Origin of the sequence: Microcoleus sp. B9-D4, assembly GCF_036705105.1 — a bacterium.
In the GTDB taxonomy this organism is placed as follows: Bacteria; Cyanobacteriota; Cyanobacteriia; order Cyanobacteriales; family Microcoleaceae; genus Microcoleus.
In genome coordinates this window covers 217,172-236,384 of the sequence record NZ_JAUBTS010000003.1, presented here as the reverse complement: position 1 = coordinate 236,384, position 19,213 = coordinate 217,172, and the positions used below count along the sequence as shown (strand labels likewise).

10 protein-coding genes are annotated in these 19,213 nt (G+C 44.5%); 3 read left to right on the top strand and 7 right to left on the bottom strand.

What is annotated here, in order from left to right:
- Positions 1 to 798 (top strand): group II intron maturase-specific domain-containing protein (locus QUB24_RS03300; protein WP_333150601.1); only part of this gene is annotated, 798 nt, incomplete at its 5' end.
- Positions 799 to 996: 198 nt separating this feature from the next.
- Here QUB24_RS03300 and dnaN read toward each other — a convergent pair.
- From dnaN to drmA, 3 genes are all read right to left on the bottom strand, one after another.
- A complete protein-coding gene (gene dnaN, locus QUB24_RS03295; RefSeq protein WP_333150599.1) occupies positions 997 to 2,433 on the bottom strand; it encodes a DNA polymerase III subunit beta in 1,437 nt (478 codons plus the stop codon).
- Between the two features lie 95 nt (positions 2,434 to 2,528).
- On the bottom strand, positions 2,529 to 4,394 hold the full coding sequence (locus tag QUB24_RS03290) for a DUF1998 domain-containing protein (protein WP_333150597.1): 1,866 nt from the start codon (positions 4,392 to 4,394) through the stop codon (positions 2,529 to 2,531).
- Between the two features lie 104 nt (positions 4,395 to 4,498).
- Positions 4,499 to 8,302 (bottom strand): DISARM system helicase DrmA, encoded by a 3,804-nt coding sequence (gene drmA, locus QUB24_RS03285; RefSeq protein ID WP_333150595.1) that lies wholly within the window; start codon positions 8,300 to 8,302, stop codon positions 4,499 to 4,501.
- Between the two features lie 158 nt (positions 8,303 to 8,460).
- On the opposite strand from drmA, the gene QUB24_RS03280 reads away from it, so the two are divergent.
- Together QUB24_RS03280 and QUB24_RS03275 are read left to right on the top strand one after the other, a co-directional pair.
- A complete protein-coding gene (locus QUB24_RS03280; protein WP_332968503.1) occupies positions 8,461 to 8,877 on the top strand; it encodes an element excision factor XisH family protein in 417 nt (138 codons plus the stop codon).
- Positions 8,865 to 9,212, top strand: a complete 348-nt coding sequence (locus QUB24_RS03275) for a XisI protein (protein WP_333150593.1) — start codon at positions 8,865 to 8,867, stop codon at positions 9,210 to 9,212. Before QUB24_RS03280 ends, QUB24_RS03275 begins: the two co-directional genes overlap by 13 nt.
- Before the next feature lie 81 nt (positions 9,213 to 9,293).
- Here QUB24_RS03275 and QUB24_RS03270 read toward each other — a convergent pair whose 3' ends face one another.
- From QUB24_RS03270 to QUB24_RS03255, 4 genes are all read right to left on the bottom strand, one after another.
- Entirely contained in the window at positions 9,294 to 13,436 is a 4,143-nt protein-coding gene (locus tag QUB24_RS03270) for an Eco57I restriction-modification methylase domain-containing protein (protein ID WP_333150591.1), read from the bottom strand.
- 46 nt (positions 13,437 to 13,482) lie between these two features.
- Entirely contained in the window at positions 13,483 to 14,217 is a 735-nt protein-coding gene (locus tag QUB24_RS03265) for a hypothetical protein (RefSeq protein WP_445300378.1), read from the bottom strand.
- An 81-nt stretch (positions 14,218 to 14,298) separates the two neighbouring features.
- Positions 14,299 to 17,451, bottom strand: a complete 3,153-nt coding sequence (gene drmD / locus QUB24_RS03260) for a DISARM system SNF2-like helicase DrmD (protein ID WP_333150587.1) — start codon at positions 17,449 to 17,451, stop codon at positions 14,299 to 14,301.
- Between the two features lie 344 nt (positions 17,452 to 17,795).
- Positions 17,796 to 19,193 (bottom strand): AAA family ATPase, encoded by a 1,398-nt coding sequence (locus QUB24_RS03255; RefSeq protein WP_333150585.1) that lies wholly within the window; start codon positions 19,191 to 19,193, stop codon positions 17,796 to 17,798.
- Positions 19,194 to 19,213 lie beyond the last annotated feature (20 nt).

Here is a 19,213-nt window from a genome sequence, read left to right as displayed (position 1 = left end):
GCCGGATGTGCCCAAAGGTACAAGTCCGGTTTTGAGGGGAGGGGGTTACAGCGATGTAATCCCTTTACCCGACTAATTCTGAAACCTAAAGATGATGCGAAGGCAATACTTGATAAAGTCAGCGAATTTCTGGCAGAACGAGGCATGAAGGTTAGTGAAAAGAAAACTAAGCTAACAGCTACGACAGATGGATTTGACTTCCTCGGTTGGCATTTCAAAGTGCAAAACAACGGAAAGTTTAGATGCGTCCCATCAACGGACAATTTTAAAGCGTTTCGTCAAAAGGTAAAACACATCGTTAACAACTCGAATTATGGTGCTACGGTCAAAGCTGAGAAATTAGCCCCTGTAGTTAGAGGCTGGAGAAATTACCATCGCTACTGTAAGTTGGAAGGGTCACGGTTATCACTGTGGTTTACCCAAAATAGAGCCTTCAAGGTATTCAATAAGGAATCGAAACAATCTCGCTACACCAGCAAGAAACTGCTTGATAAAGCATTCCCGACGGTTCCTTACTCCGAAAACAAATTTGTCAATGTCAAAGGGGAGAAGTCACCCTACGACGGAGATATAGCCTACTGGAGTGAACGTAACAGCAAGCTCTATAACGGCGAAACCTCTAAAGCTTTAAAACGGCAAAACCATAAATGTGGGAAATGTGGTCTAAAAATGCTAGGCGATGAAAAGGTACATCTACACCATGTAGACGGAAACCATAGTAACTCGAAAATTAACAACCTTCTAGCGGTTCACGAAAGCTGCCACGATTATCTACACATGAGCAAAAGCGAAAGCTAAGAACATCGGGAGCTGGGTGCGGGGAAACTCGCACGCCCAGATCTAACTGAGAGGTGCGGGGAGTAGTATCCCCCATCGACTCAACCATTGTTTGCTGAGAATTAGAGTCATATTTGCGGAGTTTGCACTCAGAAGAAGAGAGAAGTAAAAAACTCAATATTTTTACTTCTGCCAAGCGAGCCTTTTTTGCAAAAGACATCAGTCTTTGAAAATCGGCATTAACAAGTATTTGGCATCCATTAGGATGTTGGGCTTGGAGCGGTTGCCAGCAGGAACTAAAATGGCGGGGCCGTCGCGCTGAGTGAGGTGCATTTGGAGTTGGGAACTAGCGATCGCTTTTGCACCTTCCAACAGGTATTTTATGTTGAATGAAATTGACAAATTGCTGTCTGAGTTAACGTGCGCTGCCATCTGTTCCAAACCGTTTCCAAATTCTCTGAAAAGCGACAGTGACACTTGCTGTGCTTCGCTATTAATGCGGATGCTGAGCGTTTTTTCTTTCTTGTCTGCCAGCACAGCAATTCTCTCTATAGCTTTGATGAAAGGTGCTTTTTCCAGCGTTACCTGATGTTGGAAATCCTGCTGCAATAAATCGGGATAAGCTGGGTATGTGCCTTCTAAACAGCGCGTTACTAAGCGCTGCGCTCCCCACCGGAATTCTACCAGAGCGCTCTCAGTGCTGTAAGAAAGCTCTACTGGGTCAGCGGATGTCCTGCTCGATAAAATTCGCTCCAGTTCGGCGAGCGATTTAGCTGGGACTGTAAGCTCTAGAGGCTGTGCAATTTCCGCTTGTTTCTTCTTAGAAAAACCTTGAATTGAAGTATTGAGGACAACCAAACGGTGGCCGTCTGTGGCAGCAAATTCGAGGCTATCTTGGCAGATTTTGAAGTAAACACCTGTCAGGATGTGCTTGCCTTCATCGGTAGCGGTGGCAAATAGTGACCCTTTCAGCCCTTCTTTCAACGTTTCAGCGGGGATGCAAATTGTTTGCGCTGTTTTTACTTCAGGAATGGCAGGGAATTCTTCACTCGAAATCCCTCGAACTTGATAGCGACCGCAAGCAGCAATTAAGGTAGCAACTGGACTGTTGCTAGCCTCTGGCAAGGTGATGTTATTCCCGCTATCTTCGCTATCTTCGCTATCTTCACCTTCGCGATTCAAGGCTTCGCGACTGACCAAAGTGATATCTCCGGGCGAGAATTTCCCGACAATATCACTGAGAAGTCCGACTGGAATAGTCATGTCGCCGGGAGATTGAACGTTGGCCTCAAAGGAGGTTTGAATAGCCAATCTCATGTCGAAGACGGTAAGTTGGACTCGCTGCGTTTTTTTGCAAGCAACTAAGAGGACATTTCCTAACACGGGGTGGGTGGGTTTTGCTGGGACAGCTTTGCTAACAAGTTCGAGATGGTTGGCTAAATTGTCTTGGGTGCAAACTAGCTTAATTTCTGGTGATAAAAGCTGGGGAGAATCGCTATCGGGGGATTGGTGTTGGGATTTTTCTTCAACTTTTTGCTCATCTTTGACCAAAGGTTTGGTTCGTTCTAAGGTAACACTTGCCTTGGGTTTTATTTTGGATGAACCGTTTTCTTTATTTCGTCTTTTAGCTGTATCGGTGGGGGTTTTGGTCTGCATCTTTGTGCGTTAAAATAGCTGCTAAGCGGGGGCAGCGTTAGCTGCCTAGAGAATAGCTTGTATTAGCAGCTTGTCACTCAACTTTAGATATAGAATTACTCAAAAAAAGCTAATTCAGATAAATCAGCATTCATAGTAGGAATTAACAAAGTGCGATCGAGATATTTATTGCCCCGTTCGCAGGATGTTTCAGGACTAAACAAACAAGCATGACAAGCCGCCCAATGCAAAGAAGTTGTATTTTGTAAAGGGCTATGTTCTGCACATAAAGGGTCAGAAGCACATAAACCAATTTGTTCTAAAGCTTGGTCAATATGACGACCAAAAGTACCTGGTTCACCTAAACTGACTAATCCCCCTAGCGTACCTTCGCTGTCTGGTGCGGCTGTATAAATCAATACACCCGCCATTGGGCCATTATCTTCATTAGGATCTTTTGAGTAAATGCGTTCCCGCAAACTAGCAGCATTGTAACCACATTCTATTACTAATTGTCGCATCAAAGCATGAGCGAAGGAATGAAGTAAAATATAACGAATACCGGGGAAATTAGTATCAGGATCTAAGGAACGCGCCCTGCGCCAACGACGATGCGCTTCTAAGCTTTGTTGTTCGTAAGTTTTTAATCCAGGTGTACTGGATAACCATTTTTGTAATTTTTCTTCTTGAAACTGCATAAAAATACCTTCGCCGCGCACTTCTGAAGCTGGAACCCATGTAGGTTCAGAACGACTCAAAGGAGCCCAGTATTCTTCGGGTAATTCTCCAGTTTCAGCATAGTCACCAGGAGATTCGATGCGGGAAAAACCAACTAAAGCACGAACTTCTCGCAAGCGTTCTACTAAGACAACTTTTTCAAAATAAGCTTCGTAACCATCAGGAGGGGCGACAGATGTTAACCGAAAATCAGCGCTATTTAAACTGGTGTCTACGTGAGAAAAAACTTGCCATTCTGGGGTTTTGATATCTTTCACATCCAGAAGGGGGGCTTCCCCAGCCCCTTGACGTTTTTGTGCGATTTCTTGCCAGATTTCACCATCTGAATATTTAGCAAATTCTTTGAGTTGACCGATTTGGCGGAAAGCAGCTAAAATATCAATTGTAGTAGCTTTTTCTAACACCGTCCAATGTTTATCAATTAGTTGCCCCAGTTGATTAATAGTAGTGGGAATCGAGAGTACAGAAAGGGTGATGGGAAACCAGCTATTTGATGCACCGAGTAAGATAGTTTTCATTTGCTTGGTACATCCGTCTTCTGCAAAGTTGCGTAAATGGGGATGGCGGCCGCGACACTGAGGCATATTCATTTTACCAAGTTCGCCAAAGGCATCGGACATTCGGCGAGATTTACCGCAACTATCGCATTTTACTTCAATATCGGTGGCAGACCCAGAGATGCCATATTCATAGAGACGCAGAGAACCTTTGCAATTACTGTTACCTCTATGAACGAAGTAGCGCCAGGGAAAATCATCTAAGTGTCCGTGTTGACAAGCTACTAAAAATCTGGCCGGGATGGCTGTTGGAGAAAAATTGCGACAATTACTATGAATGTAGCGATTTTGGTCGGGTCGATGGCGGTCGGTTTTTAACGCAAATAGCCCCGCTCTTAAAGGTGCGAGTAATCGACATTGGGGACAAACTACCCAGGTGGGGAAAGGTGAGACTGGAATTCCTACTTTGGCGCTTTCATCAAATAAGTTAGGGATAAGGTTGTTTGATTGAGATATAGGTGGCGTTAGCAGTTTTTTGACTTGATTACCGATTTCTTTTTGCACTGCTGCTAGTAATCGGGCTTCTCCTAATTCTGAGGCGTGAGTGAGTTCCCAATCATCTAATCCCATTACCATTGTTGATAAATTGGGTAAATCTACAATAGAACCAATGCCTGAAGAAAATAAAATTTGGCTGGGTCGGAGTTCGCCGACTTTGTTTTTAGAAGAGGATTGATTTGTTGTCATTGTATTAACTAATATATGGCGAACCTAAATGATTTGTGCAAATATCTAGCGGTGGTGCCGACGGCGCGCCCGTTGGCTGACAAGGGAATCGTGGGGAATTGCTTCTAAAAGTTTAAATCAATTGGGGTAGTTTCACTCCTTGATTGTATTGGACGATCGTCATCATCGGGGATACGATCGTCTAAAATTAATCCAATATTCGGTTCAACATTTCGCAAGGAATTTAAACAAGTAAATGATTGCCAATTGCTTTGTCCGGGTTGTTCTAATAATCCTATTGTGAGCCCGTCTTTTTTAGTCTGATATCCTAAGATTTTTCCTCCCGTTGTATCCGCTGCTTCTGCTAACCAATAGTCTAATTTAGCTTCTAATTCCTGTTTTACTAAATCGCGGGTCTTAGTATCTCCTACTGCCAAAGCCCGATCGCAAATCGCATTCATAGCAGCTTCTACATAAGGATGATGGCGAGAAATCCTACCAGCTTTATCATTCGCGTTTAATTCGCTACCTGCCAAACGCACTAAGGAAACGAATAAAGCAGCTAATCCTCGGTCAAGGGCGCGGGGGGCAAAAGGAGTAATTGAGAGGGCTTCAACGTGCTGATAGAAGGTAGCATGATAATGTTCAAATTGCTCGTAATGAGATAAATCTCTCGGTCGTGCCCAGTTATAAACAGTAAATACTAAACCGGGGAAACTTCGCCCTACCCGCGAGGTTGCTTGGATGTATTCAGCAGTATTTTTGGGTTGACCAGTGACTACCATTACGCCTAAACGTTTTACGTCTACGCCCACAGAAATCATGTTAGTAGCTAGTAAAACATCTAAGGGTTTGCGCTTGTTACTTTTGTTGGACTTCTCTGAGGAAAAAGGAGTTTCTAACCAATTTAATACAATGGGAATATCGGTAGAATTTTTGCGCGAGGTCAATTCTTCTACTTCCAGCCTCAGACGTTTTGCTAACCCTCGGCGGTCGGTTTTTCCTAAGCGAGATTGAATGTCATCATCCACTAAACGCCTGGTTCCTCCTAATTCCCGCATGGAGTTAAAATAACCCACTAAGGTCATCCAAGGGTCAACAGAATCGCCATATTTTTCAAACAAATATTGAGAGGCTGCCAATACTGCTGTATAAACGCGAATTAATGCTGCTTTTAATCGCCTTCCTGTGGCACAAATCCCCAAATATCGCCGACCTGGATAATCCTCAGAAGGCGGACGCTGACAGGAAAAAAAGTTATCTTCAATATCTAATCCTTGGGGAGGGAAAACTTGCACTTGGCGCAAAAATAGGTTATGTACTTGGTCACGCGCCTGTCTAATTGTCGCAGTGGAAGCGATTACTTTTGGGCGGACTATTTTACCGTTCACTTCCCACGATGCCAGTTTATCTACGGCGGTTTCATAGAGTCCGACTAGGGTTCCTAAAGGGCCACTAATTAAGTGTAATTCATCTTGAATAATTAAATCTGGCGGCCGCAAGGGATTGGTAGGAATTGTTTTAGCAGTGGGGAGTCCGTATTTACTGGGGTGAGAGTTTGTATCTTCGATTTCAGGAGAACGAAAACCGTGACGGGTGCAATATCCGTCTACTTGTCCGAATAGCATTTGTACAGCGCCATTCCAGGGCATTTGGGCAAATTTATCAACAGTTGCTATCACTAATGTTGGCAAACGACGATAGATTTCTTCATCTACAACTACGATGGGTAAACCTTCGGTGGGAGATTGTTTTTGGGTAAATAAACATTTGCCTAAAGCATCACCACAATAAATTAAAGTGCGTCCTTGTCCTTTGGCAAATGATTCTACTTTAATATGTTGTTTGCCGGGGTCAATTTGAGAACCACACCAAGGACAGTTAGTTAATTGATGCGGGGAACCGCTGCTAGTGGGTTGGTATTGTCCGAGTTTTTGTTTGAGAAATTCATTGCTTTGTTCGGTTCGGTTGGGTGTGGTTTTCATCCCTACCCATAACCCAATTCTAAACGGTTCTTTTCCCCATTTATTTTCATCTTGGCGGCGGATTTCTTCGCAGGCACAAATTAAGGTTGTGGCGCGTTGAAATTGTTGTAATGTTAAGAGGCGGAGGGTGTAGCGCATGAGGACAGCAACGCCTGCTGCGCCGGAACGTCCGGCAATATCTCCTTGCAATCTTCTCAGTCCAATGGTGTAAGCTGTTAATCCTAGATAGGCTTCGGTTTTACCGCCGCCGGTGGGGAACCAAAGTAAATCTGCGATCGCATCTGTGGGATGACATCGATCTGGGTGGTCTAATTCGGTGATACTGGGAAGATTTAGCAGGATAAAAGCTAACTGAAACGGTCGCCAGGTGCGATTCTTGGGAATATCAATATTATCCCATTCGCTGGCTTCGCCGCGCCGTTTATTTTCTGCATAAATTGAGTGAATCCGCTGCTTCCACATGGCGAGATTCATAAATTGGAACGCTTCAGCAGCCTGAGAATCTGTTTGTAATAATGTGATTCCTGCTTGAATTCTATCGCAAGTTATTTGACAATTTGCCAAGGCTGATTTTGCCGCCTCCTGATAATCCTCTAAATCGGCGGTGGAGTCGGCAATTTTCGCATTTTGTTGGGTAATCCATTCACTATAAGCAATAGTTAAAGAACTTAAAGCAGTTGATAAATCTGGAATTTCTGCAAGTTCTTTCATATCTAAAATTAATCCCGCCAGTCCCGGTATTTCCTCAATAGTTGGCGGCGTAGTTTGGGGTATTTCGTAAGCGGGGACGACTTTAGTCGCAAGGCGGATAGCCCGATGTTTTTGGCTGGCTTCCCCATCGCACTTTCCGGCTAAAATTTCCGCGTGTACGCCCGTCCCGTGTCCAACGGCAAATTCTATGCAGTCGCGGTACTGCATCGCCATTGCTTGTTCTTCGGCAAATAAGACGGGATTGAGTTTACCGAGTTGGCGTTTCAGTCGCCGTTTAATGAAAATATCGGGATAATTGGAGTCGGCAGACTCAACGCTTAATTCTGGTTGAAATAACCAAGCGCTATCGCGTCTAATTTCCGGTTCTTTTTGTCCATTAACTAAAAAGAGAGTCACAATCCAATCTTGATGCTGTTGGCGAATTTGACCTTGAACAAATACTGCTTTTTCTGGATCGATTTGCCAAGGATTAATCGTACCTACTTTTAAGACAATATCCGGTGATGTTCCTCGAATGGGGTAGCGTCGCCACAAGGTTTTTGCTTCGCCAGTGGAAGTTTGGACGCTTTCGCTTTTCTCTCTTTCGTATTGTCCCCACCCTGCTTTTACTTTTATTGCTTTGGCATTTCCATCAACACAAAAAGTCATGCCAATTGCGGAGGGAAACATTTTCTCGGCGGGGAGAATGTTACTTTCGGTTGTGCCTTCTTCTAAAGTACCGCTACCGGAAATGGCTAATTCATCCATTTGTTCGGGCGTTTCTTCGAGTTCTTCGGGTACAATATGCCGATCGCTAGGTGCGATTAATCCGACGAGATAGCGATCGCTAACTCGCATTTCGTCTATCTCTTCATAGTCTCCTCCCGCTGGGCCGAGTAAATCATCTAATATTGCTTGTTCTAATTCTGCCCGAATTTGATAATAACTTGGGGTTTCTAAAATAGAAGGATGCTTGTTTTCACTATTTTGATGGTTATTGTTTTCACTATTTTGATGGGTATTGAAATAATGTACAACTTTTTGAGCAATGTTATCGGACATTGTAGGATTTTCTAAGTCGATGACATCGCTATCATCTAAACTAAGACCATTTAATAAGACTGCTAAATGTTGTTCGTTGGCAGAAATGACGCTACTCCAATCTAGTTGGGCGGCGCGATTTTTTAACTGTTCGTTAATCGCTGCGAGGTCTAAGTTGCCCGGTAGTATAGCAGGGAGTTGGATAATATTCATAACATTGCAATATTTCGTAATATTCATAAATTAGCAATTTAGCATTTTAGCATAATACCACATTTAAATACATAGGGTGCGTCACGGCTACGCTTAACGCACCATCTTTCACTAAATGTGATAGTTTTAAATTGCACCTTTATATCAAATCGTCTATTGTGGCTAAGGATCGTTTTCATCAAGTTGTTAAAACTGCTCTTACTAAGGATGGGTGGAATGTTACTCACGATCCACTTAAAATTAAAGTGGGCGGTGTAGATATGGAAATTGACTTGGGGGCAGAACGATTACTGGCAGCAGAGCGAGGAAATGAGAAAATTGCGGTAGAAGTCAAAAGTTTTTTAGCTAGTGCATCGGCAATTTCTGAGTTTCATACAGCACTGGGGCAGTTTATTAACTATCGGGCTGCATTGCGTCGTGAAGAACCAGATCGCATTCTCTATTTAGCCATACCCGATTTAATCTATAACAGCTTCTTTCAACGTGATTTTCCAGCATCAATGCTGCAAGAAAATTCCGTAAAATTGATTATTTACGACATTGAACTGGAGCAAATTTCACAATGGAAAAACTAACGGATCAATTAACCAACTATCAGCAAATTGTACAGCAATTATTGATGGATTACGCAGAAATTAAGCCAGCTTATGGTGATATTGAAGTTGAAACTATCTTTGATACACAGCGAAATCACTATCAAATTGTGCATCTGGGTTGGCAGCATAAACGCTGGGTACATGATTGTATAATACATCTTGATATTCGCAATGAGAAAATCTGGATTTTTTACAATTCAACAGAACATGATATTGCAGCAGATTTAGTCAATTTGGGTGTACCAAAACAAAATATTGTGTTAGGTTTTTATCCTCCTTTCATGCGGGAAATGAGTGATTATGCAGTGGGCTAAAAGTAGAATAAATTTTGTAGTAAGCACTTTAGTGCGAGAAGGACTGAAGTCCCTACTACGAACGTTGGTTTCATCTGCTAATCAAAATAAGCTTAACTGTCCCTCAGATGATACCTGTTTTTTAGCAGTTTTTCCCCCACTTTTCCCCTTTTTCTTCCCTTTATCGTGCAACCCTTGGGCGACTTCTTCGGCGTAGCGTTGGTGATTCAGCAGCAAGAGTCTATCTAGCACTTCCCGCCGTGCGGTTTCGCTGATGGTGTAGCGCAATCCTTGTTTGGTTTCGTGGAAATCATGTCCTAAGTCTATGTCTTGCCAACCGTAGGCGGCGGCGACGGCGTTATCCATTTCTATGTGCAATTCTCGCAGTTGTTGAATATCGGCGGCGGTTTCGTCGGGGTTGTGGAAGCGGTTGTAGGTTTTGGTTAATCCTTCTTGGCGAGTTTGCATGATGCTTTGGCGGTGGGTGTAATATTTTTCGCCAGTATCTTCTAGGTTTGTAGGAAACACTTTAGTGCTTGAAGGACTGAAGTTTTTACTACAAATGTGTGAGGGGAAGGGGAAGGTTTCAAAACAGTCTGAGGGAGTGTATCGAGTTCCTGCACCAAGAGTTGAAGAATGGTAAATAAACCATTCAGTATGTGCCATTGATTGCAAAATCGCTAATGAAGTATAATCTTCAAAATCAAATACTACTATCATCTCTGACATAACTAAATTTGTTGTCACAAATGTGATAGAGTTAGTATTGCTAACACGGGCACGGACTAAAACTCGCTTCTTATTTGCGATCGCATCATAGAGTGCTGGACGTTTGTCTGCATAAATCCACCACTTTTGCGGTAGCGGTGTCCTAAGCACAAATTCCCCGTTTTCTTTCTGCCGTGTTCTCTCAGGCTTAACCTTCTCTTCTACAATTGCCAAACAATCAGGATAATCAACTGCATAAGGTCTACCCTTCGGCTTCTTCGGATCGTCATGTTCAGCATCCAACGCCCAATCGTGGAAATTAATCACCCAGCGACTCGGTGATTGGTCGGCGTTAGTATTCAAATCCTGACCGTTTAGATAAGGAAATAAAACATCTTTGTTGCAAGGGTCTTTTTCAATTAATGCTTGGGCTTCTTCTGGAGTCAGGACAAAACCCATACCTAACACATATGAACCTATGAAAGATTTATCCTGGTTCGTTGCTAAACGATAAGGGTTTCCTACCACTTTTGCTGATGTTGTCAGAAATGGTGTAATTCCATAAACAGGCTTTTCATCTAAGATAAATTCACCTTGCCAGCGCCCCTGATGAAGCCAAACATGAGCGACTTCTAAACTAGCAGTTCCATCCCATTTGCGACTGGGTACAGCACGAGGAATCACACAGCCATTGGCAATTAGTTGGTCTAAGCCTACCTCGCGCGTATCTCCTTGGGCAATCGTGTTTGTCGCAACTAAACCAAATCCACCATTAGAACTAAGTAGCTGTTGCGCCTTTAAGAAAAAGTAAGCACATAAATCAGCATTTCCTCTTTTTCCACTTGCAATTCTTTCTACCAGAAAATCCCGATAATCCGTACCGAGTACACCAGTAATCTTTTTGCCTCCCTGAAATGGTGGATTTCCAACTAAAGCAGCAAACCCCTTGGGTGCTGAATCATGCAAAAACACTTCTGGAAACTCCAACTCCCAGTGAAACGGGCGCAACTTCTCTAAATCAGGCAACATCTGACGCACCTCGTCAGAAACACTCGCCCCATCCCGAAACGCCGTTAACAGCGTTTGCCTTAACCCTTCTCGTTCCACCTCAGACAAATCGTTAAAATAACTAGCAACCAGCAAATCGCAGCCATCGCGCAAATCATTAGCAACAGCATTTGCCTTCGCCAACAAATAAGCCTTCTCCGTTTGGTCTTGCGCCGTCATCCCAGGTTTCGCTGCAATTTGCCGCCGCAACTCAATTACCTGTTCAACCTCCCGGCGAATCTTATCCGCAAACAAAGCAGGCGTACCCGTCGTGTCCAAATTCCAGTAGCGCAACTGTTCCAAATTCACCCCAACCAGCGAATCCCCCCACTTGAAGGCATGATCTAAAAACGTAAACGGACGCGCTTTTGCTAAGGTAATCAACCACAGCGATAACTTCGCCATCTCCACCGCCAGAGGATTTTTATCTACTCCATAAAGACAGCGTTCCGCCACAATCCGCCGCGCCACCGTCAACCGTTCGTCGCTATCTTTCGGAATCGGACATTCATCAGGACGAAACTTAGATAAAGTCCCCTCCGGCGCAATCACCACCTTCCCCGGATTTTCCCGTTCCAACCCTTCCCACGCCTCCACCAAACGTTCCGCCAAATAGCGACAAGTCTGCACCAAAAACGCCCCACTCCCCATCGCCATATCGCAGACTTTGAGTTGCAGTAACTCCTTCGCTGACTTGAGCCGCCACTCTTCCTTCGGCTTCCCCTCAGCCACCCCTTCATAAACCAACGGTTCCAGGGTATATTGCACGATCGGCTCAGTTAAACTGCGCGGTGTATAATGCGTCCCCGTTTCCCGACGATTTGAACCTTGGGTGACATAGACACTGCCCTCTGGAATCACCATTGGGTACTCCAGCGTGTCCAGGCGAATCAATCCAGCAAACGGCAAAACGCGCTGATACAAATCCCCATCATTATTGCAAGCCGCCCGCAACCGCTCCTGCACCCTTGGCAAAATCACCACTGAGAGAGCCTTACGCAGCGCAGCAGGGGACTTATTCGACTGCTCTTTGACAAATTTGACCAAATCCTCCTCGCCCTTGGCTTGCAGCCGCTCCAAATCCAAAAGCGCCACCTCTGGTTCCCGTTCCCGCGTCCCAATCAATCCTAAAACCGGAGACGTTGCCCGAACTGCCGTATGGTCGAGCAAGCCTTCATAGACATGACCGATTTGCTCAATATCCAGCGCCCGAAACGAAAGTCGGCGCGGTTCCAGCGTCCCACCCACTCTGATTTGCAAAATTTGCAACGCTTCCAACAAATGCAACACAATCCGATTGTTCACAGGGATAGGTTCAGCAGAAATCTCCTGCCAGCGAGTTCCCCGCACTCGCCCCTCCAAAAACGGGAATCTGTCCGGGTCGAACAAACTGCCGCCATAGGCCGGAATATCCAGCAAATCGTGGCGAATTCCCCCATGCACAGCGCGAAACGTCGCCAACAACCGACACCACGCATCGCTGCGGCGTTCCAACACCTCCTCACCAAACTTATCCGCATCGCTGCGTAACTTAGCGGAAATGGTAGAAACCGCATAATATTCGTGATAAAGCGCTTCTCCCCCCGCCGAAGGAATCAACTTCCGTTCCTCCGCTGAAAACAGAAACACCAGACGCATCATCACCGTCAGCGCCGCTTCGTAAAGCTGAGGTTCCGAAATATCTTGCAAAAGAGTGCGATTTCTATCTTGGTCAATGCGGTCTAATGCCTGTACCAGCACCTCCACGGCCCGCCGTACCTGATAACCCAATTGGTCTGTAACTTCTTGCTGGTCGCTAATACTTTGAGTTAGCAAAGTTTCCAGTATTTCCGAGTCATCCACCCCAAAAAACCGCCTCACCCCCAACAAACTGCGAAACGCCCGCAACGTCAAATGTTCTTCCAACCACAGCGTCCCATACCAAGAAATAAAACCCGTGGTTTCACCTCTAGGCGCATTAACTAACATCCAATGTTCGCCATTAGTTACTAACCCCAACCGCACATTAGCAGCGTGCAATAATTCCATCATCCGAGTTGCGGGACTTGCTTTCCAGCGTTGTCCTGCCAAAGGTTTCTCCAAATCCTGTTGGGCAGGTACAATCTGAACTAATAGCCGGGGCGTCCCTGCATTAGATGTTTCTTGAGGATTAACAATTACCCAATCTGGCCGGAGAGTTTCGCCCTGTTGTGCAACACTGGTTTGCAACCCAGGCGGAATGCGCTGCCCTTCTAACAATACCTCCTCCGGCAATTCCAAAGTCTGCCGCAAAACAAATTCCACCCAAGCGCGATGAATCGCTTTTTCAGGACGCGCCCCCAGTTGATTATCCTGCCATTCTTCATAGGCTAACCGTAACAGCTTAAAATGTTCCGAGTCATGGGCATCTAACCCGCTGGGAAACACTTTCAGCAATACCGGTAAACTTAAAAAAGGCCCGGAAGCTTCAACCAGAGATAACCATTCAGCGTGGTGACGTGCGGTAGACATGATGGGTAATGGGGAGTGGGTTTTTATGGCTGTTGAATGGCGCTGACTAAGATATAGCCTTTCTCAGTAACATGAGGTGCTCATAGGGCATAGGGCATAGGGCATAGGGCATAGGGCATAGGACTCGCCCCCATACCTCACCACGCTTGAGAACCGCTATACCTAAAATTTTCTTGATATCCTTAATATAATATTCGCTTAGAGCGATCGAAATTACTTTATCCTGTAACTTTAAAAATTGCCAAATCGTGCCGATAGTGATTACTCCATAAATACTTTTAATTTCATTTTTTTGTTTTTCATTAAATAACTGTGCTGCTACCATTTCCGCAATACACTGCGCCAACCCCGATTTTAACTTTTCATTCTTCGTCTCCATAAATTTATTGGACGGGCAAGATGCCCATCCCACAAGAAAAAATAACTCTTGTGGGATGGGCATCTTGCCCGTCCTAGTTATTTTTGCAAGATGTCTAATAATAAAATCACAAATGCCATTTAAACCTTGGTGGACATCAACCGTAAAGTCCACCGCCGAAAATAAGCTAATTTGACCCTTAAATTTGCGCCTAATCTCTAACAAAACTGGACTAATAATCATTTCCGAGCGGGCTTTTTCCGTATTAATCGCCACCGCCAAATCAACATTTTCACCTAGAATAGTCACCAGTAAATCGCTACATTCTGCTTCCGGTACATCCGCAAACATTCCCGACGCTTCATTCACCGTCAAACCAAACCGTTGACTTACTTCATTTAACTTAAAATCGCTGTACGCCATTTGTTTTATCTCCATTTGCACTAAAGTGCTTACTACGAACTTGTTTGTAGTAGGCACTTCAGTGCCTTTATTGATATTAATTTACCTCACAAGTTTCTGCGGAACTAAATATGTCACCGCCAAAGGAAACAATCGCGGCGTTGGATTAGCAAATCTCGCCCTAATCAGATCCGTTTCCTGTTCAATCTCGCGAGGAATTTGCTCAATCCTCAACTTTAAACTATTGACATTTCGCTCAAATTGTGCCTTTTCCTCCGTATTAAATAACTCCAATTGCTTAAACTCCGGTTCAACAAACTCTTTTTCAATACTAAGCTTTAACTCAGTTAAAATAGCCGTAATATCCGCCACCTCTTTATCAGCCCGGTTCTGCAAATCCCGTTGCAAACTAGCAGTGCGATCGCTCATCCGCGCCTGCAAAGTTTTCAGCAATTCATCGGCATAATTCGGCCAAAAATTTGCTAATTTTTGTTGAACGCTATCTGGCGCTGCGTCTGGTAAAACTGCATTTAACGCCCCTTGCAATTGCATCACTTTCAACCGGGTAAATTTCCCATCCTTCAACATTCCCCCCGCCGTAATCACCTCTTCATGTAACCGTTGTTGGTCGGTTCCTAAAATCACCAATCTACCATAAGCAACCACCGCCGGAGTTTCCAACCCCGAACTAGCAGAAACTAACCTCGCCGTCACGCGATGCAAGCATTTTCTTTCCTCCCCAGACCACACCTCAGCCCGCAACAAGCGCAAACACATTTGTACTAACCGATGATTCAAATGTGCTAACACCACATTATCTTTACCCTGGGCTAATTCCGGGTCAAAAACAATCGGACGAATCTCTTTTGTATGGGGATGGGCTAACCCTTCGCTACACATCGCCCAACTGCTTTTTAGGGCTGGTAAATAAAAAGCTTTTCCCTTTACACCTGCTACCTGAGTTTCTATCAGTGGCGGTTGTTCTGCTAACTCTAGCCCAATTTTTACTACTGATTCTATATTATCAGGAGTCAACCGTAAATTTTGGCGAGTTTCGTTTAATTGTTCCCGCAATTTATCAATCTGTTCTCTCACTTTGCGCTCAAACTTTAACATCCGTCGCACAGGTTCCGATTCCCGTTCAGATTTGCTAGTATCTAAAGTAGTCCGATATCCTAACATTGCTTCTTCTACTTGCTGGGCAATCACCATACCCACTTTACCCAAATCTTCTCGGATATTATTAACTTTTAATGCCGCCCGCATTAAAAATTCTAAATCCCCTTCTAAATCACCCGGTTTAGTTCCCGTTACCGAATTTTGTTTATAATCTTTGCCGACAAAATGATAAACTAAAACCTCCTGAGCTTTTTGTCCGTGACGGTCAATTCTGCCATTCCGCTGTTCCATCCGATTCGGATTCCAAGGAATTTCATAATGAATCAACTTAGAACAATAATTCTGTAAATCTAACCCTTCCGAAGCTGCATCAGTTGCCAGTAAAATCCGCACAGGGGAAATATCAGGGTCGGTTTGAAAAGCTGCTTTGACTTTTTCCCTATCTTCCGAAACCATGCCGCCATAAAGAGTCATCAATCTGTCTCCTTCGATTAATCTTTCGGCTGCTAATAAATTATACAACCATTTTTGAGTAGCGCGATATTCGGTGAAAATAATAACCCGTTGTTTCGACCATTTCCCATTAGGTTTAATCTGAGTATGAATCCAATTCAATAACTCTTGAGCTTTGGCATCCGGTCGTTTGGCGGCATCTTCAGCCCATTCTCGCATTTCTTGTAATAATTGTTGTTCTGCTGCCGAAAGTGGGCGAAACAATCTGCTAGTATTAGTAATTGCTTCATCGGTTGCTTCTTCGTAAACCGCATCATCGGCAAATTCTTCTTCAACTTGCTCTAATTGACGGCGTAAAATTCCCTCTGTTGGTCGTGATAAAGTGGTAGCAGTCCGGCGACGGGCTGAAGTTAGAGATTTTTCGTGCTGGGCTAAGGTAATCGCAAAAGCTTCGGGTGAAGAAAACAAGCGTTTCTTTAACAGTTTTAAAACAAATTCAGTAGCATACTTTTCTGTATTATCGGCCACACCTTTACCGCGTAATTCGGTGTAATGTTTTAAAGCTGCGTGCGCCCTCCGTTCTGCGGCGGGATAATCTACTAAAATAGGGGCTAAATTCCTTACTGGAAATAAAGGCGAACCATCCCAGTTTTTCATCTCCTGTTTCAGTCGCCGCACCATGACAACTTGCAGTTGGTTTTTGTCAGGAGAAACACCCCTAGCAAATCTTTGGGAGTCTAACAATTCTAATAAAGCGGTGAAACTTTCGGGATAACCGTTATGGGGAGTTGCGGTTAAAAATAATTTGTGTTCAAAATGAGGAACTAATAATCTAATGGTCGTCGTTCGGAGGGAGTCAACTGCATATTTTCCGCCGCCGGATGGTGCGACGTTGTGGGCTTCATCGACAATCAGCAAGTCAAAACGGCGGGGATAGAGGGGTTCGCCTTCGGCGGGGAGGAGTTCGCGAAAAAGACGCAGGGGGCGATCGCGCTTGATAAAATCGATCGAGGTAATCAATCTGGGAAAATGCTGCCAAGGATTAACATGAATCCCGCGAGAACGCCGTAACTCCTTCATTAAGTTACTATCCACAATCCGAAAATCTAAACCAAATTTATCCCGCATTTGGTCACGCCATTGAATTTGTAGTGCTGAAGGGCAGATAATCAAAATGCGACGGCAACGATGGCGAATTGTCAACTCCTGCGCGACTAATCCCGCCTCAATGGTTTTCCCTAATCCTACATCATCAGCAATTAGTAAGTTAACACGGGGCATTTGAATGGCACGCACAACGGGGTCAAGTTGATAATCTTCAATATCAATACCGCTGCGAAACGGAGATTGTATAGTACGAATATCAGCAGTTGAAGCGCCCCCCCAGCGTACCGCATCCAAAAAAGCGTCTAATTTAGCGGGTTCATCAAAACCTGTAGGTGGCGGTAGTTCCATCCGTTCGCGAATAAAAGCCCCCGGTTCTAATTCCCAGATTACCTGTAATTCTTCTCCCAAAGCATCATCTTCCACAGAGGAAAGCATCACTAGGTTTTGCAACTGCTGTAACCCTGGTAGCATGGGATTAACAGGTATGGCAGTTGGACGTATTTCGGTGACGACGTATTGGCGCGATCGCACTTTGACTAACTGACCCAGTTCTGGAATTGCTCTAGTTAAACTCATTACCATCCTCTGGAAAACTTTGACACTACTTCCGTCTGTGTGGCACTGTTTTAAGTTGGTGCAACTTTTTTGGTGAGATAAAGAGTGCGATCGCAACCTAACAATTTTCTCAGCTTTTAGTCCCGTATTGTTATTGTACCCGATGCTATCTTTATATAAACATTACTGTAATCGCCCTTGAGTACGATTAAAAAAGTAGCACATTTCAAGGGCGATCGTCTGGTCAGACTGCAAGCAAGTAGGAGTAGCTAGCGTTCGACGGTTTGCGCTCAGCCGGAACCGTCGAAGTCCGCAGGCATCGCCCTTAAACTCTAAAAGTGCCATTCAGCCAATATAAACTAGGCTTACTTAGTAACAAAAACCCGCTGCTTCGCACGACTACAACTCACGTACATAAGCTGATTGTGCGCTCGAATACTGTCGCGGTATTCTTTAACAAATTGATGTTTTTTACAAGGGAAAACTTGAGCAAGATACAGCAATTTAGTAGCAACTTTCCTGCCGATATCACTGCTGTCAATTCCCACCTCCGTGAAGGTAGATCCTTGAGAATTATGCACAGTAATTGCCCAACAATTTCTCATGTCTGCAAAGATTTCACAATGGTTATACCATGCTTTCCATAAGCTTGGATTGCTTTTAGCATTTTGCAGTAACCTAGCATTGTCCTGTTGGAATCGGCAAGCGTCACTTTCGTGGAGGATGTAAATTTGGCGTTGGTCGCCTGCATCGGTTTTAACCTGGAGATTCCAGGCTTTATAGCCAGAGTACCTATCCTCTTGAAATTCGGCAATTTCCACTTCTGCTGATGTGGGCAGGATGACGGTTTTGCCGTCGGGAGCAATAACGGGAGCTTTAGCAATCAACCTCTCTCCAATAATAAATCTGGGAGCATTTTTTCCGTAGATTTTGGCTCTGATTTTGCTATTCCAGTAGGCGACGCGCTCGTTAGTGTAGCAGAGGATGCGAAAGCAATCAGGGTCTTGAGGGAAAGTAGAAGAGAACTTTTTTAAGGCGTATTTCAGCAGCGTTTTTTCTCGGACTAAGAAGGCTCCGTTTTTTTTATCAAGGCTGAATTTGGAGAAGGGTTTGAACGCCTCTTTGCTCTTGACAGCCGTGCGGCAAGCTGTTACGAATTCTAGCAGGGGGCTGCCCGCACCTTGCCTGACGACCTCTGTTAAAACGGCTTTTTCAGGCACGCTGAAGGATTGAGATTTTTTCTCTTCTATTTCGCCCTTATTAACAGGAGGCAATTGTGCGGGGTCGCCCATAACAATAAGCTGCCGATTGCTGCCGATGAGTAAAGCGCTAGCAATTCTTTCTTGAATAATATTCCACAGTTCTGCTGTAACCATACTGCACTCATCGAGAAAAATGGTGTCGTACAGGTGAAGGAAAGAAGGAGAAACTTGTTTGAGGATTTTATTTTGCCCCTGTTTGACTGGAGCTAATCCCAGTAGCTGGTGGATGGTCATAAAGTCTACTCCTCTCAGTCCTTTTTCAGCAGCCATCCGTCGCAATACGCCTACAGCTTTATTGGTGGGAGCGGTGAAAGCGACTCTCTTTCCGGCGCTGACTAATTGTTCTGCTACCAGGTTGACAAGGGTTGATTTTCCCGTACCTGCATATCCAAATAGCCCGAATACCCGTTTAGAACTTGCTACAAATTGTTCGAGGAGTTGGAGGGCGTTGTTTTGTTGAGAAGTTAATTGAAAATTCGGTTTTACCAGTGTTTGAATCATAGGGTTGGTTTCTTCTACTA

Bases quoted from the DNA above. Each gene is read 5' to 3' on its own strand.
- dnaN (WP_333150599.1), bottom strand. From the start codon at position 2,433: ATGCAGACCAAAACCCCCACCGATACAGCTAAAAGACGAAATAAAGAA.
- QUB24_RS03290 (WP_333150597.1), bottom strand. From the start codon at position 4,394: ATGACAACAAATCAATCCTCTTCTAAAAACAAAGTCGGCGAACTCCGA.
- drmA (WP_333150595.1), bottom strand. From the start codon at position 8,302: ATGAATATTATCCAACTCCCTGCTATACTACCGGGCAACTTAGACCTC.
- QUB24_RS03275 (WP_333150593.1), top strand. From the start codon at position 8,865: ATGGAAAAACTAACGGATCAATTAACCAACTATCAGCAAATTGTACAG.
- QUB24_RS03270 (WP_333150591.1), bottom strand. From the start codon at position 13,436: ATGTCTACCGCACGTCACCACGCTGAATGGTTATCTCTGGTTGAAGCT.
- QUB24_RS03265 (WP_445300378.1), bottom strand. From the start codon at position 14,217: ATGGCGTACAGCGATTTTAAGTTAAATGAAGTAAGTCAACGGTTTGGT.
- drmD (WP_333150587.1), bottom strand. From the start codon at position 17,451: ATGAGTTTAACTAGAGCAATTCCAGAACTGGGTCAGTTAGTCAAAGTG.
- QUB24_RS03255 (WP_333150585.1), bottom strand. From the start codon at position 19,193: ATGATTCAAACACTGGTAAAACCGAATTTTCAATTAACTTCTCAACAA.